Origin of the sequence: Pseudarthrobacter sp. NPDC058196, assembly GCF_042882685.1 — a bacterium.
Lineage (GTDB): Bacteria > Actinomycetota > Actinomycetes > Actinomycetales > Micrococcaceae > Arthrobacter.
Genome location: NZ_JBHVVN010000002.1, coordinates 935 through 26,285, shown reverse-complemented (window position 1 = coordinate 26,285; position 25,351 = coordinate 935). Strand labels below are relative to the sequence as shown.

Here is a 25,351-nt window from a genome sequence, read left to right as displayed (position 1 = left end):
GATCAGAGCCCTACGGATGCCAGCAGGTGGCCGACTTCCTGCTTGCCGAGGTTGCGGATGCTGCCCTGGCGCTGGTCTCCGAGCCCAATGGGGCCCACCTTGACGCGGACCAGCCGCTGGACCGGGAACCCGACGGCGTCGAAGAGACGGCGGACAATCCGGTTCTTGCCGGAGTGCAGCACAACCTCGATCAGCACGTGGCCGGGCGTGGAGTCCACCAGCCGGAATGAATCGACGCTGGCAAAGCCGTCCTCAAGCTCGACGCCGGCCTTCAGCTGGGCACCAACACCCTGCGGGAACGGCCCGCGCACCTGGACCAGGTAGGTCTTGGGTACCTCGTAGGAAGGGTGCGTCAGCCGGTTGGCGAGTTCGCCGTCGTTGGTCAGCAGCAGCAGTCCCTCGGTGGCGACGTCCAGCCGGCCCACGTGGAAGAGGCGTTCGCCGGTGTTCTTGTTGTTCTTCAGGAAGTCGCTGATGCAGGGCCGGCCCTCCGGGTCCTCCATGGTGGACACCACGCCCTTGGGCTTGTTGAACACCATGTAGACCAGGTTTTCGTCGAGCTGGATCCGCAGGCCGTCGACGTGGATGACGGCGGTTTTGGGATCGACGCGGACACCGAGCTCGGTGACCACCTGGCCGTCCACCTCCACCCGGCCTTCCGCGATCATCTCTTCGCAGACGCGCCGGGACGCGACTCCCGCCGACGCCATGACCTTCTGGAGGCGGACGCCGTCGGCATCGTGGAGTTCCGACTGGGGAACGTTGCCGCGGGGGCCCTTCCTGCGGGCAGGTTTGCGGACCGGGCCGAGGTTCTGGCCGAAGCGTTCGCTGCCAAAGGCGCGGGAGGCCGCCGCGCCGGGTGCGCCCGTGCGCGGCTTGGGCTTGGGTGCGCCGGGAGTTCCGGGGGCCTTCTTGGCTCCCGGCTTGCGGGCTGCGGGCTTGCGCGACGACGGCGCGGCCGGCTTGGAGCCTCCTGCTGCGCGTCCTTGCTGGTCCCCGGCAAGGTCGGGGTCGACGAAGCGCTCCTCGCGCGGCTTGGGTGCCCGCTGCGGGCGGTCGCCGCCGAATGCGGACGCACGCTTTGCGGCGCCGCCCCGGGAGCCTCCGCCCTGATTGCCGCCGCGCTGGGGTGAATTCCCGCGCTGTGACGCGTTGCGGTCGCTCCCGCCGCGTCCTGATCCGTTACGTGGTGAACCCTGGCGTCCCGCCTGTGTCATGACCCGTCCTTCGATATTTTGGCCCGCAGAGATGTCCAAGAACAACCCTAGCCAGCCGTGCAGACTTCGTCTGCCCTGGTAAGTGAATTGACGCGGACAGGGCGTGCCCTGCCTACATCCTGTCGGCGTCGTAGAACTCTGCGATCCCGTCGAGCCCCGGTAGGTGCGGCGACAGGTGGGGCAACTCCCCCACTGAACCGATTCCCATCCGTTCAAGGAAATAGGAGGTGGTCCGGTAGAGGATTGCGCCGGACTCGGGATCGGTTCCCGCGTCCTCGATCAGCCCGCGCTGGGCGAGTGTCCGTACGACAGAATCAACATTGACTCCGCGAATTGCAGACACCCTGGCCCGTGAAACGGGTTGGCGGTACGCGATGACCGCCAGTGTTTCCAACGCCGCCTGGGTGAGCCTGGTGGTCTGCCCCTCAAGCACGTACTTGCCCACAATGTCGGCAAACTCGGCGCGGGAGTAGATCCGCCAGCCACCGGCGATGTTCCGCAATTCAAAACCCCGGGGCCTGGAGCCCAAGCCAGCGTGGCTGGCATTCTCCATATCCGGGGCGTTAACAGTATAGCCGTCATACTCGCGTTGCAGTTCTGCCAGCAGGGAGCGCACCGTGGCGGGTGCGAGGCCGACCCCCGCGGCGAGCTCGTCCTCGGTGGCCGGCTCGTCGAGGACCATGAGGACGGCCTCAAGGGCGGCCTTGGCGCCACCGGGAAGCCCGGCGGCGTCGTGGGCATCCACAAAATCCTCCCCCGGCTCCGGTTGTTGCGGTTCCAGGTTCACAGTTGTTCCTCGTATTCTTCGCTGAGATGCTCCGCCGACCAGTCGCGGCCATCGGCTGTCCAGTGGATGGCGAGCTCTGCCAGCGGGGACAGCTGGTCGAATGAAACGGCCTTGTCCCTGAACAGCTCCAACAGGGCCAGGAACCGGGCGACCACTACCAGCGTTGATTCGGCGTCGGCGATCAGGGAGCGGAAGGTCAACGGGGACTGCCGTTGCAGGCGCAGCCCCAGCATCTCCGCCTGCTCCTTGACGCTGACGTTGCCCCCGTGGAGGTGCCCAAGCGCCACCTGCGGCGGCTGCGCCGGTGCCTTGGGCCGGAGGGCGGCCTCGGCCAGCGCGGCGAATTGTTCAGGCGTGTGCTTCCAGACCAGTTCGGGAAGCATAGCCGCGAACTGTTCTTCAAGTGCCGCCTGCCGCGGGAAGCGCCGGCCTTCCTGGTGCAGGGTCTCGCCAAGGATTCCAGCCACATGCTTGAAGGCTTTGTATTGGAGCAGCCGGGCGAAGAGCAGGTCCCTCGCTTCCAACAGGGCGATGTCTTCGTCGTCCTCGACCTCACCGGCGGGAAGGAGCCGTGCCGCCTTCAGGTCGAGCAGCGTGGCGGCAATCACCAGGAACTCGCTTGCCTCGTCCAGCGCCCATTCTTCGCCGAGCTCCTGGAGTTTCCGGATGTACTTGATGAACTCATCCGTCACGGTGGCGATGGCCACCTCGGTGATGTCCAGCTGGTGCTTGGCAATGAGGCCCAGGAGGAGGTCGAAAGGCCCGGTGAAGTTGGCCAGCCTGACCTCGAAGCCTGGCTTTGATTCGGCCACGGCGTTGGTTACGGTGCGCCGCCGCGGGCGATCAGTTCCTTGGCCAGCCGGCGGTAGGCGTCTGCCCCCACATGGTTCCCCGCGTAGCTGGTGATGGGTTCGGCGGCAACGGTGGCATCGGCGAACTTGATGGAACGCTTGATGACGGTCTCGAAGACTTTGTCGCCGAAGGCCTCCACCAGGCGGGTGATGACTTCCCGGCTGTGCAGCGTGCGGGCGTCGTACATGGTGGCCAGCACGCCGTCCACCTGCAGGCGCGGGTTCAGCCGGTCCTGGACTTTGTCGATGGTTTCGACCAGCAGCGCCACCGCGCGGAGCGCAAAGAACTCGCAGATCAGCGGGATGATGACGCCGTGTGCTGCGGTAAGGGCGTTAACGGTCAGGAGGCCGAGGGAAGGCTGGCAGTCGATGAGGACGACGTCGTAATCGTCTTCGACCTTCTTGAGCGCACGGTCCAGGACTTGCTCGCGCGCTACTTCGTTGACCAACTGAACCTCCGCGGCGGAGAGGTCGATGTTGGCCGGCAGCAGGTCCACGTTGTCGACGCCGGTCTGGTGGATGGCGTCGCGAATGTCCACCTTGCGGTCCATCAGGACGTTGTAGACGGTGAGGTCAAGCTCGTGCGGATTGACGCCAAGGCCTGCCGAGAGCGCACCCTGGGGGTCGAAGTCCACCAGCAGGACCCGGCGGCCGTATTCTGCGAGCGCTGCAGCGAGGTTGATGGTGGAGGTCGTCTTCCCGACGCCACCCTTCTGGTTGACCATGGCAATGACGCGGGCCGGGCCGTGGGAGGACAGCGGCGCGGGTTCCGGGAACTCCCGGTATGGGCGCCCGGTGGGGCCCATCACCGCGTTTTCCAGGTCGAATTCCGTGCCCTCCAGAGTTGCTGAACCCTGTTCGCTGCTCACGTATCTGTCCACACTTTCGATGACGGTGATTTCCTGCCGCTGGCTCGCCAGCGCCGTTCGTTCTGATCCTTAGGTTACAGCGCCCGACACGGCATTCGACGGAACTTGACTTTCCGCGAATGTTGAGCCTTGACCTTCTAGTTGAGGTCGAAGGTTTCGGGTTGGACGCACGAAAACAGCCCCCGCAGCTGAGGCTGCAGGGGCTGTTTCATGCGGTGCCGCCGGTGAAGATCAGGCCTTGGCGACCTCCCGGGCGCCTTCTTCCTTGGGTGCCATTTCGCCATGCCCGGCGATCATGGTCTGCTCATCGAACGGAGCCTCGCCGGAGAGGACGCGGGTGACCTGGCCGCCGTCGATCTCCTTGACCCAGGTGCCGATCAGGACGGTGGCGACGGCGTTGCCGGTGAAGTTCGTCAGTGCGCGGGCTTCGGACATGAAGCGGTCGATGCCGACGATCATTCCCACGCCGCCGAGCAGCTCGGGACGGTGTGCCTGCAGGCCTGCGGCAAGGGTGGCCAGGCCGGCGCCGGTCACACCGGCGGCACCCTTGGACGCAATGATCATGAAGATCAGCAGGGAGATCTGGGCGCCAAGGTCCAGCGGGGTGCCCATGGCGTTGGCAACGAAGAGCGATGCCATGGTCAGGTAGATGGCCGTTCCGTCCAGGTTGAAGGAGTATCCGGTGGGAACGGTCACGCCGACGACGGGCTTGGAGACGCCCAGGTGTTCCATCTTGGCGATCAGCCGCGGGAGTGCAGCCTCGGAGGATGACGTGGAGAAGATCAGGAGGTATTCCCGGGCCAAGTACTTCATCAGCTTGAAGATGTTGACGCCCGCCACCACCTGGAGGAGCCCGCCGAGGATCACGACGATGAACAGCGCACAGGTGATGTAGAACGCCACCATCAGGGTGAACATGCTCACGATGGCCTGGACGCCTGTGGCACCCACGACGGCGGCGATGGCACCGAAGGCACCAACCGGTGCTAGCCACATGATCATGATCAGGACGCGGAACACGAGGGCCTGGCCGTGGCCGATGGCCTTGAGGATCGGAGCGCCCTGGGGGCCCATCTTTTGCAGCGCGAAGCCAACCAGGATTGCCGCGAGCAGGGTGGGCAGAACGGGGATGTCGCTGGGGATGATGCCCAGCAGGAAGTCAACGGTGCTGTCCGTGGCTGCCTTCTTGTTGGGATCGTAGGGCGTGAGCTTCAGGCCCTCGCCGGGGTGGATGAGGTTGCCCACCACCAGGCCGATGGCCAGGGCGAAGGTCGACATGATGACGAAGTAGCCCAGCGCCAGGCCACCCACCTTGCCCACGGTGGCCGCCTTGGCGATGGACCCGATGCCCAGGACGATGGTGCAGAAGATGACCGGAGCGATCATCATCTTGATCAGCTTGATGAACCCGTCGCCCAGGGGCTTGAGGTTCTTGGCGACCTCCGGGAACAGCAGGCCGACCAGCGCGCCCAGGATAACTGCCGCGATGACGGCGATGTAAAGATAGTGGGACTTGTCCAGTCCCTTGCGCCGCGGCGTCGCGGTTCCGAGCGACTCTCCTCGTTGAGAAGCCATGATGTGTCTCCTTGTGGATATTCTGATAGACGCTGCGGCGCAGACTCTGGGCTCGACACGTCCTTGCAATGTGATATCCATCATTGGGCACCCCGTGATCCAGCTCACCGTTGCGTTCATATTGGTCGTGGCACCCGCAGGGTCAGATGGAGGTACGCATGATCCACCGCTGGAGTATTGCCCGCCGGCTCTTCGTGGCAAACCTGCTGATCGTGGTGTGCTTCATCGCCATCGTGGGAACGGCGGCCTACCTCGACGCACGGGACCGGACCTATGACGAAGCCGGCCGCCGGATGGAGGGGGTGGCCGCCTCCATCGCCGCCAATCCGCTGGTGCTGCAGGCCGCTGCCACGCCGGACCCGTCGGTCCTCCTGCAGCCGTATGCCAAGGATGTCACCGCCGCGGCCCGCGTCGATTTCATCACCATCATGGCTCCCGACCGGACCCGCTGGACGCATCCCCGGGATGAGGAACTGGGCCGGCCCTACATCGGCTCCATCGACGCAGCCCTGCAGGGGCGGACGTTTACGGAAGTCACCGCGGGAACCCTGGGCCCTTCCGTCCGGACCATAGTTCCGGTCAAGGATTCAGCGGGAACAATCAAAGCGCTGGTGGCTGTGGGTGTAACTGTCCGCAACGTGGACGTTGCCTTCGCTGCCCGGCTCCCCGTGCTGCTGGCCCTTGGCATTGCCCTGCTGGTGGGCGGGTCCCTGGCCTCGTGGCTGCTGGGCCGGTACCTTCGCCGGGTGACCCGCGGCTGGGGGCCCGAACAATTGGCCCAGCTGTTCGCCTATTACGAGTCGGTACTTCACTCGGTCCGCGAGGGGCTGATCCTGATCGATGCCAGGAAGCGGGTGGTGATGTACAACGACCAGGCCGCCGAGCTGCTGGGCCTTGCGGAAACCGGAAGCAATGATCCCACCAAGCCGCCGTCGCTGTCCGACCTCCCACTGGACAGCGAACTTCGCAGCCTGTTCGATTCCGGACGTACCACCAAGGACGAGATGGTCCTGACAGGTTCCCGCGTGCTGGTGGTCAACCAGGGCCCTGCCCGGGGTCCGGAGTCGCCCGGCGTGCGCGGCAAGGTCCCGGTGTATGGAACGGTTGCGACACTCCGGGACAGGACGGAGATCGAAGCCCTGGGCAACGAGTTGCAGACGATGCGGACCCTGTCCGACGCGTTGCGGGCGCAGACCCACGAACACGCCAACCGGCTGCACACCATGGTCTCGCTCCTGGAGCTGGGCCGGACCGGAGAAGCCCTGGACTTTGCCACGAAGGACCTCGCGTTGAGCCAGCAACTGACCGATGACATGGTGAGCTCCATCGACGAACCGGTGGTGGGTGCCCTGGTCATGGGCAAGGTGGCCGAGGCCCACGAGCGCGGGGTCCAGCTGGATGTTTCCACCCTGGGTTCGGGCTCGACGCAGGGTGTCGCCGTCCAGGACCTGGTGACGATCATGGGCAACCTGCTGGACAATGCTATTGACGCGGCCGCGGATGCTCCCGCCCCGCGGCGGGTCCAGCTGACCCTGGAAGCTGACGAGGAAGGACTGGATATCGCGGTCAACGACTCCGGGACCCCTATCGACCCGGCCGATGCCGACCTGATCTTCCGGCACGGATTCAGCACGAAACCGGCCGGCCCCGGGGGCCGGGGGATCGGGCTGGCGCTGGTCCGCCAGGCAGTGGGGCGTTTGGGCGGTACGCTGGCCATCAACGGACGGAACGGCGCCAAGTTCGAAGTCTTCCTGCCCGCGGCGGTTCCCCCGGAAAAGGAGCACAGCCAGTGAGCAACATCCGGGTCCTCGTCGTAGAGGATGAAGCGATCGCTTCCGCAGCCCACGCCGCCTACGTCGGGCGGCTGCCCGGATTCGAGCTCGCCGGGACGGCCCCTGACGGCCAGTCGGCCCTGCGGCTGTTGAACGAGTTCGTGGCGGCCGGAGAGCCTGTGGAATTGGTCCTGCTGGACATGAACCTGCCGGACCTGCACGGGCTGGACATTGCCCGGCGGATGCGATCAGGCGGGATCCTTGCCGACATCATCGCCATTACCGCCGTGCGCGAACTGGCCATCGTCCGCAGCGCTGTCGCCATCGGCGTGGTCCAGTACCTGATCAAGCCGTTCACGTTCGCCACGTTCTCCGACAAGCTCGAAAGCTACCGCCAGTTCAGGCAGCAGTTGGCCGGCTCCGGCGCTGGAACCGGCAGAGGGGGCGCCTCGCAGAGTGAGGTGGACCGGGCCTTCGCCAGCTTGCGGGCTCCCTCAGAATTGCCGTTGCCCAAAGGGCTCTCCACCTCCACCCTCGGTTCGGTCCAGGAGTTTCTCCGGCAACAGCCCGAGGCAGTCTCTGCCACCGAGGTCATGGATGCCTTAGGCATGTCCCGCGTAACGGCCCGGAGGTACCTGGAATATCTCGCCGATGCCGGCGCCGTTTCGCGCATGGCCCGCTACGGCACCCCCGGCAGGCCGGAGAACGAATACCGGTGGACTGCCCGCTGAGGCCAGGGGCCGGACCCTGCCCCTCAGTCCCCTCCCGCCAGCCCCGGCCGCAGGACGCCGGCCAGTTGGTCGATGACCCGGGGGTCTTCGATGGTTGAGGGCACGGTGTACTCCTCGCCGTCGGCGATCTGCCGCATGGTCTTCCGGAGGATCTTTCCCGAACGCGTCTTGGGCAGGGCCTCAACCACCGTGACGTGCTTGAAGTCCGCCACCGCCCCGATGTCCCGCCGCACCAGGGCGACCAGGTCCTTCGCCAGGAGTTCCTCGGGTATGTCCACCCCGGACTTGAGCACCACGTAGCCGCTGGGGCGCTGGCCCTTGAGCGGGTCGGCGAGACCGATCACGGCGCATTCGGCGACGGCCGGATGCTGGCCGATCACCTGCTCCATGGCGCCAGTGGAGAGACGGTGGCCGGCGACGTTGATGATGTCGTCGGTGCGGCCCATCACGAAAAGGTAGCCGTCCTCATCCTGGTAGCCGGAGTCGCCGGTGGCGTAGCAGCCCTCGAAGGCCTGCAGGTAGGAGGAGATGTAGCGGTCGTCGTTGCCCCAGAGCGTGGCGAGGGTCCCCGGCGGCAGCGGCAGCCCCAGGACAATGTTGCCCTCGGTGCCGGCCTCCACTTCCTCTCCGGCCCCGTCGAGGATCCGCAGTTTGAAGCCGGGCATCGGCACGCTCGGCGAGCCCGCTTTGATCGGCAGCCCGTCCAGGCCGCGCGGGTTGGCACAGATGGCCCAGCCGGTCTCGGTCTGCCACCAGTGGTCCACCACGGGTACGCCGAGGATGCGGGAGGCCCAGTGGAAGGTGTCGGTGTCGAGCCGCTCGCCGGCCGCGAAGAGGGTCCGCAGGCTGGAGATGTCGTACTGTCCCAAGAGCTTTGCCTCGGGGTCTGCCTTCCGGATGGCCCGCAGCGCCGTCGGCGCGGTAAACAGCACGTTGACCTTGTGGTCCTCGATGACGCGCCAAAACGCGCCGGCGTCCGGGGTGCCCACCGGCTTGCCTTCGTAGAGGACTGTGGTGGCACCGGCGAGCAGCGGCCCATAGACGATGTAGGAGTGCCCCACTACCCAGCCCACGTCGGAAGCAGTCCACATGACATCGCCGGGGCCGACGTCGTAGATGTTCTCCAGCGTCCAGCTCAGGGCGACGGCGTGTCCGCCGTTGTCCCGCACCACGCCTTTGGGGGTGCCGGTGGTTCCGGAGGTGTAGAGGATATAGAGCGGATCCGTGGCCATGACGTCCACCGGTGCGACGGGATCTGCGGATGCCATTTCGCTGTCCCAGTCCAGCCACCCCGGGTGGTCCGCAGCCGATGATGCGAAGCCGTCCCGGGCTTTCACCAGCACGGGAATGCCGGGTGTGCCCGCAAGGTCCAGGGCTTCGACGACGGCGGGCAGGTATTCGATCCGGCGGGACGGTTCGATCCCGCCGGCGGCGGTGACGACGGCGGCGGGGGCGGCGTCCCGGATCCGGGCGGCAAGTTCCTTGGGGGCGAAGCCGCCGAAGACCACCGAATGGATCGCGCCCAGGCGGGCAGTAGCAAGCATGGCGATGACGGCCGCGGGAATCATGGGCAGGTAGATCACCACCCGGTCGCCCTTGCCCACGCCGTTTCTCCGGAGCACCCCGGCGAATCGGGCCACGAGATCGGTGAGTTCCGCGTAGCTGAAGCGCTGGTGCATGCCCAGCATTGCCGAGTCGTAAATCAAGGCGTCCTGGGCTCCCCGGCCTTCCGCGACGTGCCGGTCCAGGGCGTTGTAGCAGGTGTTCAGCACGCCGTCAGGGAACCAGCCATAGAGGGGCGCCCGGCTGGAGTCCAGGGCACGGCCGGGCGGTGCGCTCCAGTGGATCTTCCTGGCAGCGTCGAGCCAGAAGTCCTCCGGCCGCTGCACGCTGCGCTCATAACTTTCCCGGTAGCTGCTGGTGCCCATGAAGTCATCCCATCCACGACGTTGTGATGCAGGTCATGCTAGTTGCTCTGGGGACTCACCACAAGGCGTGTGTATACACAAAAATGGATGATGGGGATAAATCGTCGAACTTACTTGGCCCAGCAGGAGTCTGTGTATACACTGGTGAGCGTCGACCGAGGAAGGAGACCCCCATGCGCGCCAGCGAGAAGGCCTACGCCGCCCTCCGGGATGACATTGTCGAATGGCGGCTGGCCCCCGGGACCGTCCTTGCCGAGGTGGAGCAGTCCGAACGGCTCGGCGTCTCCCGCACTCCGCTTCGCGAGGCCCTTGGCCGGCTCACCGCGGAAGGCCTCACGACGCCGGGCGGGCGCGGTGTGGTGGTCACCGACATCTCCCTTGAGGACATCGACGAACTGTTCGAACTGCGCGAAACCCTTGAGGGGAAGGCCGCTGCGCTGGCCGCCAGCCGCGGTGATACCACCACTTTCGAGCAGTTGCAGCGCGAGCTGGTTGGGGCCCCGGACCTGATTAACGGCAACGATCCCGCCCGCCACGAGTACTACGAACTGGTGGGACGGCTCGATACCGCCATTGATGCCGCCATCTCCAACTCCTACCTGGCCCAGGCCATGCGAAGCCTTCGCGTGCATCTGGTCCGTATCCGCCGGTTGGCCGCCGACGACGCCGCCCGCCTGACTGCCGCGGCCGCCGAGCACGCAGCGATCGCCGAGGCAATCGCCGCAGGCAATCCGAAGCTCGCCGAAGCAGCCACGATCGTGCACCTGCACCGCAGCCTTTCCCACGTCAAAGCAACCCACGCATCCCACCACAAGGAGCACCATGGTTAAGGAACACCACGTCCGCGTCTACAAGAGCGAAGAGAACCTGGCCCGCGAGGACCAGCTTGCCTACAAGATCGCCAAGGTGGCCGCGGATCCTGTGGCGGTTCGCGACGATGTCACCGACATGGTGATCAACCGCGTGATCGACAACGCCTCGGTGGCCATCGCCTCCCTGACCCGCGCCCCCATCGTCGCCGCCCGGGCACAGGCCCTCACCCACGGCCCCAGCACCGGCGGCAACGGCTCGAAGGTCTTCGGCATCGACGAACGCGTCTCCCCCGAATGGGCGGCCTGGGCCAACGGCGTGGCCGTCCGCGAACTCGACTACCACGACACCTTCCTGGCCGCGGACTACTCCCACCCGGGCGACAACATCCCGCCGATCCTCGCCGTCGCCCAGCACGTGGGCGCCAGCGGCACGGACCTGGTCCGCGGCATCGCCACCGGCTACGAAATCCAGGTCAACCTGGTCAAAGCCATCTGCCTGCACAAGCACAAGATCGACCACGTAGCGCACCTGGGCCCCTCGGCCGCCGCCGGCATCGGCACCCTGCTGGGCCTCGACGTCGAGACCATCTTCCAGTCGGTCGGCCAGGCGCTGCACACCACCACCGCCACCCGCCAGTCCCGCAAGGGCGAAATCTCCACCTGGAAGGCCCACGCCCCCGCCTTCGCCGGCAAGATGGCCGTCGAATCCGCCGACCGCGCCATGCGCGGCCAGACCTCCCCTGTGCCGATCTACGAAGGCGAAGACGGCGTCATCGCCTGGATGCTCGATGGCCCCGACGCCAACTACACGGTGCCGCTGCCCGAGGACGGCGAAGCCAAGCGAGCCATCCTGGACACGTACACCAAGGAACACTCCGCCGAATACCAGGCCCAGGCCTGGATCGACCTGGCCCGCAAGCTGCACGGTGAACACCCCGAGGTCACGGACCCGGCCAACGTCGAGTCCGTGCTGATCAAGACCAGCCACCACACGCACTACGTGATCGGCTCCGGCGCCAACGACCCGCAGAAGTACAGCCCCACGGCCAGCCGCGAAACCCTGGACCACTCCATCCCGTACATCTTCACGGTGGCCCTGCAGGACGGCGCCTGGCACCACGTCGATTCCTACGCCCCGGAGCGCGCGGGCCGCCCGGACACGGTGGAATTGTGGCACAAGGTCACCACGGTGGAGGATCCGGAATGGACCCGCCGCTACCACTCCCTGGACATCGCGGAGAAGGCGTTCGGCGGCTCTGTGGAAATCGCGCTCAAGGACGGCACCGTCGTCACCGACCAGATCGCCGTCGCGGACGCGCACCCGCTGGGCGCCCGGCCGTTCGCCCGGGAACAGTACGTCAACAAGTTCCGCACCCTGGCCGCCGGGCTCGTGGAGGAGGCCGAGATTGAAAGGTTCCTCGCCGCCGTCGAACGCCTCCCCGAACTCGCCGCCGGCGAGCTGGACCAGCTGAACATCACCGCCGCCCCCGGCGTCATCGACCTCGCAGCGGCACCGAAGGGACTCTTCTGATGCTGTACTCGAAGACCACGCCGGAACAGAAGCGGATCCGGTTCCGGGAACTGCTGGCCTCCGGGACCATCCAGCAGTTTCCCGGCGCCTTCAATCCCCTCTCCGCCCGGCTGATCGAAGAAAAGGGCTTCGCCGGCGTGTACATCTCCGGTGCCGTCCTCGCCAACGACCTTGGCCTGCCGGACATCGGGCTGACGACGCTCACCGAGGTGGCCACCCGGGCCGGGCAGATCGCCCGGATGACGGACCTGCCCTCGATCGTCGACGCCGACACAGGTTTCGGCGAGCCGATGAACGTGGCACGCACCGTGCAGGAACTCGAGAACGCCGGCCTGGCCGGCCTGCACATCGAGGACCAGTTCAACCCGAAGCGCTGCGGCCACCTGGACGGCAAGAACGTGGTGGACCTCGAGACCGCCACCAAACGGATCCGCGCCGCAGCCGACGCCCGCCGCGACCCGAACTTCCTGATCATGGCGCGCACCGACATCCGCGCCACCGACGGGCTCGAAGCGGCACAGCAGCGAGCCAAGGCCCTCGTGGACGCCGGCGCGGACGCGATCTTTCCCGAAGCCATGAAGGACCTCAGCGAATTCCAGGCCATCCGCGACGCCGTGGACGTGCCCATCCTGGCCAACATGACCGAGTTCGGCAAGAGCGACCTCTTCACGGTGGACGAACTGGCCGGCGTCGGCGTCAACATGGTGATCTACCCGGTCACCCTGCTCCGTAGTGCCATGGGCGCTGCTGAGCGTACTCTGGAATCGATCAAATCCGACGGCACCCAGGAGGCCCAGGTTTCGAGCATGCTGACCCGTGCACGGCTCTACGACCTCGTGGACTACGAGGCCTACAACCGTTTTGACACCGGGGTCTTCAACTTCCAGATCCCCGGAATCTGACACCCCCACCGGACTGCCGGCCCCGGCCGGTCAACAGGCGTTAGGAACAAAGGAGTTTCAGCATGGCTGAAAATGAGATCAAGAAGGGCCTCGCCGGCGTGGTGGTGGATTACACCGCGGTTTCGAAGGTCAACCCGGACACCAATTCGCTGCTCTACCGCGGCTACCCCGTCCAGGAACTGGCTGCCAAGTGCAGCTTCGAGGAAGTCGCGTACCTGCTGTGGAACGGAGAGCTCCCCACGAAGGACCAGCTCGCCGAATTTTCCGCGCGGGAACGCGCCGGCAGGGCGCTGGATCCGGTGGTCAAGACGGTCATCGACGCGTTGCCCACCACGGCGCATCCGATGGACGTGTGCCGCACCGCGGCCTCGGTGATGGGCGCACGGCACCCCCTGGCCGAAGATTCGTCCAGGGACGCCAACATGGCCAAGGCCATCGACCTCTTCGCCGCCATGCCCGCGGTGGTGGCCTATGACCAGCGCCGCCGGCACGGCCAGGACATTGTTGAGCCACGCGATGACCTGGGCTATTCGGCAAACTTCCTGTGGATGGCTTTCGGCGAAGAACAGGTCCCGGAGGTGGTGGAGGCCTTCAACGTCTCGATGATCCTCTATGCCGAGCACTCCTTCAACGCCTCCACCTTCACCGCCCGCGTCATCACCTCGACGCTCTCTGACCTGCACTCCGCAGTGACCGGAGCAATCGGGGCCCTCAAGGGTCCGCTGCACGGCGGCGCCAACGAAGCGGTCATGCACACCTTCGATGAGATCGGCATCCGGCAGGAGGAGTCCCTCGAAGAAGCCGCGGCACGGGCCAAAGCCTGGATGGAAGATGCCCTGGCCCAGAAGAAGAAAGTCATGGGCTTCGGCCACCGCGTCTACAAGCACGGCGACTCCAGGGTTCCCACCATGAAGGCGGCGCTGGACAAGATGATCGCCCACTATGGCCGCCCGGAGCTGCTGGGGCTGTACAACGGCCTGGAAACCGCGATGGACGAGGCCAAGGCCATCAAGCCCAACCTCGACTACCCCGCCGGGCCCACGTACCACCTGATGGGCTTCGACACCCCGACCTTCACTCCCCTGTTCGTCGCCAGCCGGATCACCGGCTGGACGGCCCACATCATGGAGCAGTTGGACTCGAACTCGCTGATCAGGCCGTTGAGCGAGTACAACGGCGTGGAGGAACGGCACCTCCCCTAGCGTGTGCCGGACGACGGCGGCCGGAGCACCCAGGTGCCCCGGCCGCCGTCGGGCGTTAAACACCGTGGCGGCCAGGCGCCGGTTGCGCGGCAGTTCAGCCCAAAAGGCTCTCGGACGAGGCGACGGATTCGTTGTCGGTATCCATGGTGACCACGACCCTCACTGTCCCGCCTTCGAGCACCACGGGGAGCCAGTGGTCCGCGTCCTGCCACATCCGCTCGACCGGCAGGGTATCCACCGGGAACCATTCGGGGAGGATTTCGTCGCTGGGGGCCGGCTCGCCGTGCCACAGGCGGGCGGTGAAGAGCCGGGTCTGCATGTTCCATTCCGGCCGGGCGGGAAAGACGAAGTGTACCGATCCGGCGTCGGCGAGGTCTTCCAGCTGCAGCACCACCCCGGTTTCTTCCAGGACTTCCCGGACCGCGGCCTGCTGGTCGGTCTCCCCCGGTTCAACGTGGCCGCCGATTCCCACGATCTTGCCCCTGCCGAAACCTGTCTGCTTCAGCCCCAGAAGGACCTCAGTCCCGTCAGCCCCGTCACGGAGCAGGAAGCAAAGGGTCACGGCGGCTGCGGTCATGGCTCCAGCTTAACCGGCACCGCCGTGGATACCGGACTGCATCACAGCTGCTGCCACGGGCCACTCCCCATTGCTACAGTGAGGCCCATGAACCCGGCTGGAGAGGACCACTCCACCCCCGCTCCGAAACTTGGGGCCAGGCTTCCCCGCCCCGTGCCTCTGCCTGGCTGGTTGTCCCGGAATCCGCTGTACGCCGGGTGGGCGTGGACGGGTGCGTGGGCAGTGCTGATCGTTGCCGACGAGTACCTGGACCTGGCCGGCTGGACCTGGTACGCCTGCGTGGGGATGGCCGCACTGCCCACCTTGGCGTGCACTGTGGCCGTGCTTCACGCAACGCCGCGCCGGTACCTCCGGCCAACACGGGAGTCCGTGCTGTCGCACTTCTTCGTCCGGTTCCTGGCCTTGACCGCCGCCTTCCTGGTGTGGGGCATCTCGGTGGTGGCCAGCGCTTCAATTTCAACCACCGTCCAGGCGCTTGCCGGCGATTCGGAGCGGGCAGTCACCTCGCTGGGACTCAGCCTGCTCGCAGCGGCCGTCCCGCTGGTTGTATCGGTGCTGTGGATGGCACTGATCGTGCGCTGCGCGTGGTTCCTGCGACGCCTGCGGGGCTGGCGCCAGGTACCGGTGGATTCGCGTGTGCCGGCAGGGTTCCTGCACCGCGCGCCGCAGCTCCGGCGGGTGGTGGTTGCCCTCGCCCACCCGGGCCTGCTCTTCGTGGCCGGAGTGGGCACTTCCATCCTGGCGTTGTCCCTCGGCGCAGCGGAAGTGACCCTCAACCTCGCCGAGTGAACGGTAGTTTGCTGCCCGCCAGGCTGCTCCGGGATTGGCTAGCCCAGGGCCCTCGGATGCGCGGCGGCGTAGATCTCCCGGAGGGTATCGGCCGTGACCAGCGTGTAGACCTGGGTGGTGGTCACGGAGGCGTGGCCCAGCAGTTCCTGCACCACCCGGACATCGGCGCCGCCTTCAAGGAGGTGGGTGGCGAACGAGTGGCGCAGGGTGTGGGGTGAGACGTCCCTGGTGATGTTGGCTTTCTCCGCAGCAGCCTTCAGGATGGTCCAGGCACTCTGCCGGCTGATCCTTCCACCGCGGGCGTTGAGGAACAGCGCCGGCGTGCCTTTGCCCTTGGCGGCGAGCAGCGGGCGGCCGCGGACCAGGTAGGCATCGAGGGCGCGTGCTCCGTACGATCCCAGCGGGACCAGCCGTTCCTTCGATCCCTTGCCGAAAAGCCGGACGATGGCGGGACCGGCCCCTGGCTCTGCGAGGGTGATGTCATCGACGTCCAGCCCCACGGCCTCACTGATCCGCGCTCCGGTGGAATAGAGGAACTCGAGCAGGGCCCGGTCCCTCAGCCCCGTGGCCGTGTCAGTGCCTGCCGCCTCGAGGATGCGGGTCACCTCGTCCACGCTGATGGCTTTGGGCAGCCGTTTGCCGGCCATCGGCGGGTGGACTTCGCTGGCAGGATCGGCCGGCGTGTAGCCTTCCAGGGCCCAGAACTTATGCAGGCCCCGCACCGCCACCACTGTCCTGGCCGCTGACCGCACTCCCAGGGTGGACCCGCCGTCGGAACCGTCGGAGAGGGCGCGGACGTAACCGGTGACATGGTGCCGGGTGATGTCCTCCGGCCGGGTGCACCCGGCAGCGGCGAGATACCGGGCGTACCGGGCGAGGTCGCGGCGGTAGGCGGCCAGCGTATTGGCGGCCAAACCCCGTTCCACGCCCACGTGCTGCAGGTAGTCGGTGATGGCCCGGTCGACGGCCGCGGAACGTCCTGCGGCCGGTTCCCCGGCCGCAGGCGTGCCCGGTGCCGTTTCGGCCGAAGGCACCGGTTCAGCCGAAGGACCGGGAACCATCAGCGCTGGCTGGGGTGTGCGGGCCAGGGAGCGTCGGCGGGGCGGAGTTCCTGGAAGTTGCCGTCACGGGCGGCCGCGGCGGCAAGGATCCCGACGACGGCGGACGGGTTGTGCAGGCGTCCGGCCAGCACGGAGGCCACGGCATCGTCCAGGCTGATCCAGTGGAACTCGATCTCCGCTTCCTCGTCCGTCCGCTCGTGACGTTCGTGGTGCGGGATCTCGGTCAGGTCGCGGGCCAGGTAGATGCGGATTGCTTCGCTGGAGGAGCCAGGGGAATTGAAGACGTCGGCAAGGACGTTCCAGGTTCCGGCCGCGAGGTCGGCTTCCTCGCCAAGTTCGCGGGCGGCCCCCACCACGAAGTCTTCACCTTCGACGTCGAGCAGGCCGGCCGGCACCTCCCAGAGGTCCATGCCTACCGGGTGCCGGTACTGCTTCAGGAGCAGGATCCGGCCCTCGGCGTCCATGGGCAGCACGGCCACTGCCCCGGGGTGGTCGATGTAGTCGCGGGTCAGCGCATCCCCGGATTCGGAGAGCTGGAAGGTGTCGCTGACGACGTCCCAGATCCGGCCTTGGTACACCTTCTCGGTAGACAAAAGACGGCGCGGGCTTGGTGCATCCGAAACCTGCGTGGCAGGGGTGGTTTCAGGTGTACCAGGCATCGCGCCGTCCTTCTTCTGCTCTATTGACTACTTAGCGGTAACCGTACCGGATGCCGCGGCCTTCCCGGCCACGGGCGCAGCCGTGTCGGCAACCGCCTGGGATCCGGCGCCCTGGTGGTCCAGGGCCGCCTTGACCAGGCCGGCGAACAGCGGGTGCGGGCGGGTGGGCCGCGAGCTCAGCTCGGGGTGCGCCTGCGTGGCCACGTAGTACGGGTGCACGTCGGCCGGAAGTTCAACGAATTCCACCAGCTTGCCGTCCGGGGAGGTACCGGAGAAGACCAGGCCCTTGTCGGCAATCTGCTGGCGGTACTTGTTGTTGACCTCGTACCGGTGCCGGTGGCGTTCGCTGACGGTGGTGGCGCCGTACGTTCCGGCGATGACGGAGCCTTCGTCAAGCTTGGCTTCGTAGAGGCCCAGGCGCATGGTTCCGCCGAGGTCTCCGCCGCCTTCAACGAACTCGAGCTGTTCCTCCATGGTGGCGATGACGGGGTACTTGGAGTCCGGTTCGAACTCGCTGGAAGAAGCACCCTCCAGGCCCACCACGTTGCGCGCGTACTCGATGACCATGCACTGCAGGCCCAGGCACAAGCCCAGGACGGGAAGCTTGGTTTCGCGGGCGAACTTCAGGGCGCCGAGCTTCCCTTCAAGTCCGCGGATGCCGAAGCCGCCCGGCACGCAGATGGCGTCGACGCCGTCGAGCGCCTTGATGGCGCCTTCGCGCGTCTCGCACTCGTCCGACGGGACCCAGCGGATCTTTACCTTGGCTTCGTTGGCGAAGCCGCCGGCGCGCAGTGCTTCGGTCACCGAAAGGTAGGCGTCGGGCAGGTCGATGTACTTGCCCACCAGGGCGATCTCGACGTGGTGCTTGGGGTTGTGGACGGCGTCGAGCAGTTTGTCCCAGCTGGTCCAGTCAACATCCTTGAACGGCAGGTCGAGGGCGCGGACGATGTACGAATCCAGGCCCTGGGAGTGCAGGGTCTTGGGGATGTCGTAAATGCTCGGGGCGTCAGCGGCGTTGACCACGGCGTCGATGTCGACGTCGCACATGCGGCCGATCTTTTCCCGCATGGCCTCGGGAACTTCGCGGTCCGAACGGATCACGATCGCCTCGGGCTGGATGCCGATGGAGCGCAGCGCGGCAACGGAGTGTTGCGTGGGCTTGGTCTTCAGCTCCTGGGACGGCCCGATGTAGGGCACCAGCGAGACGTGGAGGAAGAACACGTTTCCGCGGCCGATGTCCTGGCGGACCTGGCGGGCGGACTCGAGGAACGGCTGTGATTCGATGTCGCCAACGGTGCCGCCGATTTCGGTGATGATGACGTCGGGGGCGTTCTTTCCCTCGGCGGGCAGGCGCATGCGTCGCTTGATTTCATCCGTGATGTGCGGGATGACCTGGACGGTGTCGCCGAGGTATTCGCCGCGGCGTTCCTTCGCGATCACCGTGGAGTACACCTGGCCGGTGGTCACGTTCGCGGAACCTTCAAGGTTCTCGTCCAGGAAGCGCTCGTAGTGCCCGATGTCGAGGTCCGTCTCGGCGCCGTCGTCGGTCACGAAGACCTCACCGTGCTGGAAGGGGTTCATTGTGCCCGGATCCACGTTGAGGTAGGGATCGAGCTTTTGCATCGTCACGGACAGGCCGCGGGCCCGGAGCAGGTGACCAAGGCTTGAGGCCGTCAGTCCCTTACCAAGCGAGGACGCCACACCGCCGGTGACGAAAATGTGCTTCGTCGTCTTGGAGGAGCCCGGGAACCGGGAATTTACACGGGAATTTGATCGCTGCACCACGGAATTCGAGCCTATCATCAATTCAGCCATCCCGTTGTTGTCCTGTCAGGCACGCTGGGGCAGCAGCTTGGCGTCGTCCAGCAGTTCGCGGGCGTGTGCCTGCGCGGATTCGGAGTCCTCCTGGCCTGCCAGCATGCGGGCCAGTTCACGGACCCGCTCGGGACCGTCGAGGAGGCGGACATCACTGGATGTGAAGCCGGTGGCGGTTTTGCCGTCCGCTCCCCTGACCGAGGTCTTGGTCACAGTGATGTGCTGGTCCGCGAAAGCAGCCACCTGGGGAAGGTGGGTGACCACCAGCACCTGGACGTGGCGTGCCAGCATCGCCAACCGCCGGCCGATCTCGACGGCGGCCCGTCCGCCCACCCCGGCGTCCACCTCGTCGAAGACGAACGTAGGGACCGGATCCACGGCGGCGAGCACGACCTCGATGGCCAGCATGACGCGGGACAATTCACCGCCGGATGCACCCTTGCCCAGCGGCCGGGCCGGCGCGCCGGAATGGGGCTGGAGCAGGAAGCTGATGTCGTCCGCGCCGTGCGGGCCCGGCTGTCCCGCTGATTCCAGGTTGATCACCAGAGTGGCGTCTGCCATGGCCAGCGCCGTCAATTCGGCGCTGACACGGGCCGAGAGGTCCTTGGCTGCCTTGGACCGGATCTTGCTGATGGCCGCCGACTGCTTCCGCAGCTCCGCTTCGGCACGGACCACCTCGGCGTCCAGCGCCTCGATCCGGGAGGAGTCGTCCTGCAGTTCGTCGTACCGGATGCGCGCGGTTTCAGCCCACACCAGCACTTCGTCAATGGTGGGCGCGTATTTGCGGACCAGCTTGGCCAGGGCGGCCCTGCGGTCCTCGATTTCGGCCAGCCGTTCCGGACCCTCCGAGTCCAGTCCTGCCTGGTAGCTGGCAAGTTCCGTGGCGATGTCGTTGAGCAGGAAACCGACCTCGGCCAGGCGTTCGGCGGCGGAACCGAGCTCGGCATCGTGCTCTGCCACGTGCTCCAGGGTGCGCTTGGCGGCATCCACCAGGGTGGTCGCATCGCCGGCTTCGCCAAAGTCCTCGGCGATGAGGGCCTGGTGCGCGGTGCTGGCGGCGATCCGCAATTCTTCTACGTTGGCGAGCTTTACGGCCTCGGCCTTCAGTAGCTCGTCCTCGCCCGGCTGGGGGTCCACGCCGTCGATCTCAGCGAGGGCGGCCTCCAGCGATTCCGCTTCCCGGAGCCTGTCCCGGGCGGCGCTGCGCAGGCTGTCCAGCTCTGCCTGGCTGGCCTTCCACCGGCCATAGAGCTCCTGATAGGCGGCCAAGGGACCGGCCAGGGCATCGCCGGCGAACTTGTCCAATGCCTCGCGCTGGGCCGTGGCGCTCTTGAGCCGGATCTGGTCCGACTGGCCGTGCACCACCACCAGCGACTCGCCGATCTCGGCCAGCACGCCCACCGGAGCGGCCCGGCCGCCAAGGAACGCACGGCTGCGTCCGTCCGCACCCAGGCGGCGGGCCAGGATCAGCTCGGCGCCGTCGTCGAACTCTTCCGCTTCCGCGCCGGCGTCAAGGGCGCGGGCGATGGCCGGGTGCCCGGACTCAAGCTTCAGGACTGCCTCGGCCGTGGCGCTCTTCGCACCGCTCCTGACGGCCCCGGCATCCGACCGGGCGCCCAGCAGGAGGCCGACGGCGGTGACCACCATGGTCTTGCCGGCACCGGTTTCGCCGGTCACCACGCTCAGGCCCGGGCCGAGCGGCAGCGTTGCGTCGGTGATGACGCCAAGATCGCGGATTCTCAGTTCTTCAATCATGGATTCACTTTGCAGTCAACGGATCGGGGTCGCCGCCGGGGCCGTCCGGCTCCGGGACCTGCAGCGGCGGCATAGGCCGTGGCGTGCGTACCAGCGGGATGGGACCGGTGTGCACAGCCTCGGCCTTGGGCACGGGGCCGCGCCAGCCGTGGATGGGCAGTTCGAACTTGCGGACCAGGCGGGCGGAGAAGGGGGTCTGGTGCGTGCGGGCCAGCCGTACCGGGTTGGCGGACTTGGTCACCTCGACGCGGGCACCGGGGGGCAGGTCCACCGAGCGCCGGCCATCACACCACAGCACGCCCTGCGCGTCGGTCCGGCCGAGCACCTCGACGGCGAGCCTGGACCGGGGCGAGACGACCAGGGGCTTTGCGAACAACGCGTGCGCACTGATGGGCACGATCACCAGGGCTTCCACCTCCGGCCAGACCACGGGTCCCCCGGCCGAGAACGCGTAGGCCGTGGAACCGGTGGGAGTGGCAAGCACGATGCCGTCGGAACCGAAGGACGTGAGCGGGCGCTCATCGACTTCGGTGACAACTTCGAGCATCCGTTCGCGGTTGGCCTTCTCGATGGCGGCCTCGTTTAAAGCCCAGGTGTGCCAAATCTTTTGTCCGCGGACCCACACCTGGACGTCGATGGTCATCCGCTCTTCGACCGTGTATTCACGGCTGGCAATCCATTGGACGGTCTGGGCCAGGTCCGCCCGTTCGCTTTCGGCCAGGAAGCCCACGTGGCCCAGGTTGACGCCCAGTAGGGGCACGTCCGCCTCGCGGACCAGTTCGGCAGCGCGCAGGATGGTTCCATCGCCGCCGAGGACCATGACGAGTTCGACCTCGGGCAGTTGGACATGGTCGTGGAGCACCTCCACCGGCTGGGCCAGGTGGCCAAAAAACCGCTCCATGTCCTCCAGCTCGGACTCCAGCATCACGGGGACGATGCCCGACGCGTGCAGCAAGGCGCAGGCTTCCCAGGCAGCCTTCAGTGATTCCTCGCGGCCGGTGTGGGCAAGGACCAATACACGCCTGCTCATCAGGTTCCGCTCTCTAGTGGTTCGGCCAGATTTGTCCGAGCAACGCAGCGGCTGCTGCCTCTCGCTCTTCGATCTTAGGCAAGTCTTGGGTGTTCCTGCGTTTTATCCACAGGAAGTATTCGACGTTGCCATCCTGTCCCGGAAGCGGGCTGACCGCCAGCCCGCACAGGTCCAGCCCGGCGTCGAGCGCCGCCATCGCGACTTTCTCCACGGCCAGCCTGCGTTCGCGCTCCGACGTGACCACGCCCGTCCTGCCCAGGCGGTCCTTGCCGATCTCGAACTGCGGCTTCACCATGAGCACCAGGTCGCCGCCGGGTTCGGTGCAGGCCGCCAGCGGCCGCACCACCAGGGTGAGGGAAATAAAGGAAAGGTCGGCCACCGTCAGCGCGCACGTCCCGCCGATGTGCTCCGGTGCCATGTACCGGACGTTCAGTCCCTCGTGGACTGCCACGCGCGGGTCGCTGCGCAGGTGCGGCACCAACTGGCCGTGCCCGACGTCGACCGCCACCACGTGCGCGGCCCCGCGGCGGAGCAGGACGTCGGTGAAGCCTCCGGTGGAGGCGCCTGCGTCGAGGCACCTTTTGCCCTGGACCGTGATGGCCGGGAAGGCGTCGAGGGCACCCGCCAGCTTGTGCCCGGCACGGCTGGCATAAACATCCTGGTCATCGTGCTCGACGGCGATGTCACGGCCGTCGTCGATTTGGAGGGACGCTTTGGCGAGGACCTGGCCGCCGGAACTGACTTTGCCCTCGGCGATGAGCGACGCCGCGTGCGTGCGCGACCGTGCCAGGCCGCGGGCCACCAAAGCCTGGTCGAGGCGGACGGGCATCAGGCGCTGCCTCCGGCGGGAGCAGTGGCGGCAGGTGCGCCGTCCGTTGCGTCGCTGTCGGTGGGGTCGTTGAGCGCGGCCAGGAGGTCATCGTGAAGCCGGTTGTACAGGTCTTCGTGATCGGCAGTTGGAAGCCGGGGCACCTCCCGCAGCCGCTCCGTGGCCTGCGCCACGCGTGGATCAGGGATGTCCTGTCCGTCGGCATGCGGCCACTCGGGAGCAGGCTGGGCTGGCGCGTCGTCCGGTTCGGTCAGCTCAGTCATGGAACCATCCTAGTGATCCATCCACACCAGCTTGGGCGCCTGCGGGGCGGATGCGTCGGGGGTCGCAGCCCACCAGGCGGCACATGCTGCCCGCCAGGAATCGAGGTTGTCCTTGCCGCCAATGATGCCCACCGCGCCGTTGGCCACGCGTGCCGTCGCCTGGCCGCAGGCGTAAGTGCCGTCGTCGTGCGTCACGTCCGGGTACGGACGGTGCAGCCCGGCGAGGTCTTCGATGATGTAGTCGGGCCGTTCCACGGATCGCGCCGCGAGGATGCTTTCCCGGGAGTCGACGCCGGTCAGGACGGCGACCGTGGCAAACCCTGCGTTGTTGCCGCCCAGGATGTCCGTGTCCAGCCGGTCGCCCACGACCAAGGGCCGCTCGGCCCCGAGGCGCTTGGCGGCGGAGTGGAACAGCGGTGCCTCGGGTTTGCCGGCGACTTTGGGTTTCTGTCCGGTCGCCGCCGCGACGGCGGCCACCAGGGTCCCGTTCCCGGGGGCGATGCCGCGGGCCTGCGGAATGGACATGTCGGTATTTGTTGCCACCCACAGGGCACCGGCGGACACCACGTAGGAGGCTTCCGCCAGGTCCTTCCAGCCGATCGACGGGCTGAAGCCTTGCACCACGGCCACCGGTTCCTCATCCTGGCTGCCAACCGGCACCAGGCCCACGAGCTCTATCTCCCGGGCCAGCGCGGAGCTGCCGGTGATGAGGACCCGTGATCCGGCTGGAAGAAGCGAGGCCAACAGGTCCGCCGCCGCTTGGGATGAGCTGACCACCTGGTCGTCTTCTGCCGGGGCACCGAGCTCGCGCAGGTGTTCGGCCACCTCCGCCGGTGAGCGCGAGGCGTTGTTCGTCACGTAGCCCAACCCGATACCCAGTCCGGAGAGCTGCTTCAGCGCATCGACGGCTCCCGGAATGGCGTGCGGGCCGGCGTAGACCACGCCGTCCAGGTCTGCGAGGAGCGCGTCGAAGCGGGAAACCAGGGAAACGTCACCCATCCGGTGTCAGTCCTCCCGGCGTTCTTCGGTGTGCGGGGCGTTGTCTGCCCCGTCTTCGTGGCCTTCTTCCGAGGCGTCGGTATCAAGCTCGTCCTGTTCCACCGAGTCGGGGTCGGATTCGGCGTCGTCGGAGACGAAGTAGTCGGCGTCCTGGTCGTCGAGGTTGCCGTCCTGGACCGTCTTGGCCTCGGTGGCGCGCCCGGCTTGGGCGCTCTCCGTTGAAGCGGTTGCGGAGCCTTCGGTTTCGGAGCCCTGTGCTTCCGGGGACGCGGACGCACGGTCCAGCAGCCTCCGGCGTTCGGCTTCCTCCCGGGCTTCTTCCTCTTCGTCCCAGCCGAGGTCGATGATTTCGGGTTCTTCATCGACGCCCTGGCCGAGGGCGTTTTCGGCAACGGCGGCCTGCCTGCTCCACTTCTCCGACTCCGCTTGGCGGCCAACTGCGGCGAGGGCGTCGGAGTAGGCGCGGAACAGCCGCGGGCTGTAGGAGAACGCACGGTTGATGTCCAGCTGCTGGATCTCGAGCTCGGCTACAGCGGCATCCAGCTGGCCGAGGTCGGTCCGGGCGCCGGCCGCCACGATAGCCAGTTCCACTTTGCCGGGTGCGTCAAGGTCCTGGGCTTCCTCGGAACGGGCAACGTCCAGTGCCCTGTCCGGACGTCCCAGGCCTCGTTCGCAGTCGGCCATGACAGGGAGGTGCACGTTGGAGCCGCTGATCCGGCGGAAGGTACGGAATTCGCGGAGCGCCTCGCCGTAATGCCCGGCGGCGTAAGCCGTCAGACCGACCGCTTCACGGACGGCTGCGAGCCGTCCACCACGCCGGCTGGCGGCGAGGGCATGCTGGAACGCCAGTTCGGGTTCGTCATCAATCAACCGGCCGGCCATCACCAGGTGGCGGGCCACCCACTCAGCGCTCTTCGGTTCGAGGGTCTTGATCTGGTGGTGGGTGGCGCTGTCCAGCTCCTTGCCCGTGACGTCCTCATCGATCTCGGGCGAACGTTCGCGGTCCGGCCGGTTGGCGCTGCGGAGATCGGCGGCGTTCGGCACACGGACAGGGCGCTCTTCCTGGCGGTCGCGGCCAAAGCCGCGGGGACCTGAGCCGCCCCGCCCGGAGTCGGCACGGGAATCTCCACGATCGAAGCTGCGGGGCGCGCGGTCCTGGCGGTCACCGAAAGGCTTGCGGTTCTCGCCGCCGCCGAACCCGCGACGGTCACCCTCACCATCACGACGCGGACGATCACCAAAGGGTTTGCGGTCACGGTCACCAAACGGCTTACGATCGCGGTCACCACCGGCACCGCCGCTGAACCCGCGACGGTCACCCTCACCATCACGACGCGGACGATCACCAAAGGGTTTGCGGTCACGGTCACCAAACGGCTTACGATCGCGGTCACCAC

23 protein-coding genes are annotated in these 25,351 nt (G+C 66.9%); 7 read left to right on the top strand and 16 right to left on the bottom strand.

From position 1 onward, the window contains the following. Nucleotides 1-2: 2 nt before the first annotated feature. From ACFVVC_RS02870 to ACFVVC_RS02850, 5 genes are all read right to left on the bottom strand, one after another. Complete coding sequence (locus ACFVVC_RS02870; RefSeq protein ID WP_387448950.1) at nucleotides 3-1,217, bottom strand: pseudouridine synthase; 1,215 nt, start codon at nucleotides 1,215-1,217, stop codon at nucleotides 3-5. Nucleotides 1,218-1,329: 112 nt separating this feature from the next. Further along, nucleotides 1,330-1,998, bottom strand: coding sequence for an SMC-Scp complex subunit ScpB (locus tag ACFVVC_RS02865; RefSeq protein ID WP_387449832.1), 669 nt, complete (start codon nucleotides 1,996-1,998; stop codon nucleotides 1,330-1,332). A 2-nt stretch (nucleotides 1,999-2,000) separates the two neighbouring features. Next, nucleotides 2,001-2,816, bottom strand: a complete 816-nt coding sequence (locus tag ACFVVC_RS02860) for a segregation and condensation protein A (RefSeq protein WP_387448947.1) — start codon at nucleotides 2,814-2,816, stop codon at nucleotides 2,001-2,003. Nucleotides 2,817-2,824: 8 nt separating this feature from the next. Further along, nucleotides 2,825-3,724 (bottom strand): AAA family ATPase, encoded by a 900-nt coding sequence (locus ACFVVC_RS02855; RefSeq protein ID WP_308931373.1) that lies wholly within the window; start codon nucleotides 3,722-3,724, stop codon nucleotides 2,825-2,827. A gap of 231 nt (nucleotides 3,725-3,955) precedes the next feature. After that, the gene (locus tag ACFVVC_RS02850; protein ID WP_387448943.1) at nucleotides 3,956-5,299 is read right to left on the bottom strand and encodes a cation:dicarboxylate symporter family transporter; all 1,344 of its coding nucleotides are present in this window, start codon (nucleotides 5,297-5,299) and stop codon (nucleotides 3,956-3,958) included. Nucleotides 5,300-5,457: 158 nt separating this feature from the next. Here ACFVVC_RS02850 and ACFVVC_RS02845 point away from each other — a divergent pair, with 158 nt between their 5' ends. Continuing rightward, complete coding sequence (locus ACFVVC_RS02845) at nucleotides 5,458-7,092, top strand: ATP-binding protein (RefSeq protein WP_387448940.1); 1,635 nt, start codon at nucleotides 5,458-5,460, stop codon at nucleotides 7,090-7,092. Continuing rightward, nucleotides 7,089-7,802, top strand: a complete 714-nt coding sequence (locus ACFVVC_RS02840) for a response regulator (RefSeq protein ID WP_387448937.1) — start codon at nucleotides 7,089-7,091, stop codon at nucleotides 7,800-7,802. Before ACFVVC_RS02845 ends, ACFVVC_RS02840 begins: the two co-directional genes overlap by 4 nt. Before the next feature lie 23 nt (nucleotides 7,803-7,825). Here ACFVVC_RS02840 and ACFVVC_RS02835 read toward each other — a convergent pair whose 3' ends face one another. Continuing rightward, on the bottom strand, nucleotides 7,826-9,730 hold the full coding sequence (locus ACFVVC_RS02835) for an AMP-binding protein (protein ID WP_387448935.1): 1,905 nt from the start codon (nucleotides 9,728-9,730) through the stop codon (nucleotides 7,826-7,828). 173 nt (nucleotides 9,731-9,903) lie between these two features. On the opposite strand from ACFVVC_RS02835, the gene ACFVVC_RS02830 reads away from it, so the two are divergent. The 4 genes from ACFVVC_RS02830 (at nucleotide 9,904) to ACFVVC_RS02815 (ending at nucleotide 14,177) form a co-directional block, all read left to right on the top strand. Next, nucleotides 9,904-10,560, top strand: a complete 657-nt coding sequence (locus ACFVVC_RS02830) for a GntR family transcriptional regulator (protein WP_387448932.1) — start codon at nucleotides 9,904-9,906, stop codon at nucleotides 10,558-10,560. Next, nucleotides 10,553-12,073: an MmgE/PrpD family protein gene (locus tag ACFVVC_RS02825; RefSeq protein ID WP_387448929.1), complete on the top strand. Its 1,521-nt coding sequence runs from the start codon at nucleotides 10,553-10,555 to the stop codon at nucleotides 12,071-12,073. Before ACFVVC_RS02830 ends, ACFVVC_RS02825 begins: the two co-directional genes overlap by 8 nt. Beyond that, nucleotides 12,073-12,975 carry a methylisocitrate lyase gene (gene prpB / locus ACFVVC_RS02820; RefSeq protein WP_387448927.1) on the top strand — a complete coding sequence of 301 codons (903 nt, stop codon included), beginning with the start codon at nucleotides 12,073-12,075 and terminating at the stop codon, nucleotides 12,973-12,975. The genes ACFVVC_RS02825 and prpB overlap by 1 nt, the downstream gene beginning before the upstream one ends. A gap of 62 nt (nucleotides 12,976-13,037) precedes the next feature. Beyond that, nucleotides 13,038-14,177 carry a bifunctional 2-methylcitrate synthase/citrate synthase gene (locus ACFVVC_RS02815; protein WP_387448924.1) on the top strand — a complete coding sequence of 380 codons (1,140 nt, stop codon included), beginning with the start codon at nucleotides 13,038-13,040 and terminating at the stop codon, nucleotides 14,175-14,177. 94 nt (nucleotides 14,178-14,271) lie between these two features. Here ACFVVC_RS02815 and ACFVVC_RS02810 read toward each other — a convergent pair whose 3' ends face one another. Further along, nucleotides 14,272-14,754 (bottom strand): 8-oxo-dGTP diphosphatase, encoded by a 483-nt coding sequence (locus ACFVVC_RS02810; RefSeq protein WP_387448921.1) that lies wholly within the window; start codon nucleotides 14,752-14,754, stop codon nucleotides 14,272-14,274. Between the two features lie 87 nt (nucleotides 14,755-14,841). Between ACFVVC_RS02810 and ACFVVC_RS02805 the strand changes: the two genes are divergently transcribed. Then, nucleotides 14,842-15,543, top strand: a complete 702-nt coding sequence (locus tag ACFVVC_RS02805; protein WP_387448918.1) for a hypothetical protein — start codon at nucleotides 14,842-14,844, stop codon at nucleotides 15,541-15,543. Between the two features lie 38 nt (nucleotides 15,544-15,581). Here ACFVVC_RS02805 and xerD read toward each other — a convergent pair whose 3' ends face one another. From xerD to ACFVVC_RS02760, 9 genes are all read right to left on the bottom strand, one after another. Beyond that, on the bottom strand, nucleotides 15,582-16,604 hold the full coding sequence (gene xerD / locus ACFVVC_RS02800; RefSeq protein WP_387448915.1) for a site-specific tyrosine recombinase XerD: 1,023 nt from the start codon (nucleotides 16,602-16,604) through the stop codon (nucleotides 15,582-15,584). Beyond that, nucleotides 16,604-17,263, bottom strand: coding sequence for an NUDIX domain-containing protein (locus ACFVVC_RS02795; protein WP_387448912.1), 660 nt, complete (start codon nucleotides 17,261-17,263; stop codon nucleotides 16,604-16,606). Before ACFVVC_RS02795 ends, xerD begins: the two co-directional genes overlap by 1 nt. A 27-nt stretch (nucleotides 17,264-17,290) precedes the next feature. Next, nucleotides 17,291-19,066 (bottom strand): CTP synthase, encoded by a 1,776-nt coding sequence (locus ACFVVC_RS02790; RefSeq protein WP_133832200.1) that lies wholly within the window; start codon nucleotides 19,064-19,066, stop codon nucleotides 17,291-17,293. Nucleotides 19,067-19,093: 27 nt separating this feature from the next. Then, on the bottom strand, nucleotides 19,094-20,833 hold the full coding sequence (recN, locus tag ACFVVC_RS02785) for a DNA repair protein RecN (RefSeq protein ID WP_387448910.1): 1,740 nt from the start codon (nucleotides 20,831-20,833) through the stop codon (nucleotides 19,094-19,096). Nucleotides 20,834-20,837: 4 nt separating this feature from the next. Next, nucleotides 20,838-21,863, bottom strand: coding sequence for an NAD kinase (locus ACFVVC_RS02780; protein ID WP_387448907.1), 1,026 nt, complete (start codon nucleotides 21,861-21,863; stop codon nucleotides 20,838-20,840). Nucleotides 21,864-21,876: 13 nt separating this feature from the next. Next, nucleotides 21,877-22,692, bottom strand: coding sequence for a TlyA family RNA methyltransferase (locus tag ACFVVC_RS02775; protein WP_387448904.1), 816 nt, complete (start codon nucleotides 22,690-22,692; stop codon nucleotides 21,877-21,879). After that, nucleotides 22,692-22,955, bottom strand: coding sequence for a hypothetical protein (locus tag ACFVVC_RS02770; protein WP_387448902.1), 264 nt, complete (start codon nucleotides 22,953-22,955; stop codon nucleotides 22,692-22,694). Before ACFVVC_RS02770 ends, ACFVVC_RS02775 begins: the two co-directional genes overlap by 1 nt. A gap of 9 nt (nucleotides 22,956-22,964) precedes the next feature. Continuing rightward, the gene (locus tag ACFVVC_RS02765) at nucleotides 22,965-23,954 is read right to left on the bottom strand and encodes an HAD-IIA family hydrolase (protein WP_387448899.1); all 990 of its coding nucleotides are present in this window, start codon (nucleotides 23,952-23,954) and stop codon (nucleotides 22,965-22,967) included. A gap of 6 nt (nucleotides 23,955-23,960) precedes the next feature. Continuing rightward, nucleotides 23,961-25,351: hypothetical protein (locus ACFVVC_RS02760; RefSeq protein ID WP_387448896.1), on the bottom strand; the 1,391-nt coding region annotated here is incomplete at its 5' end.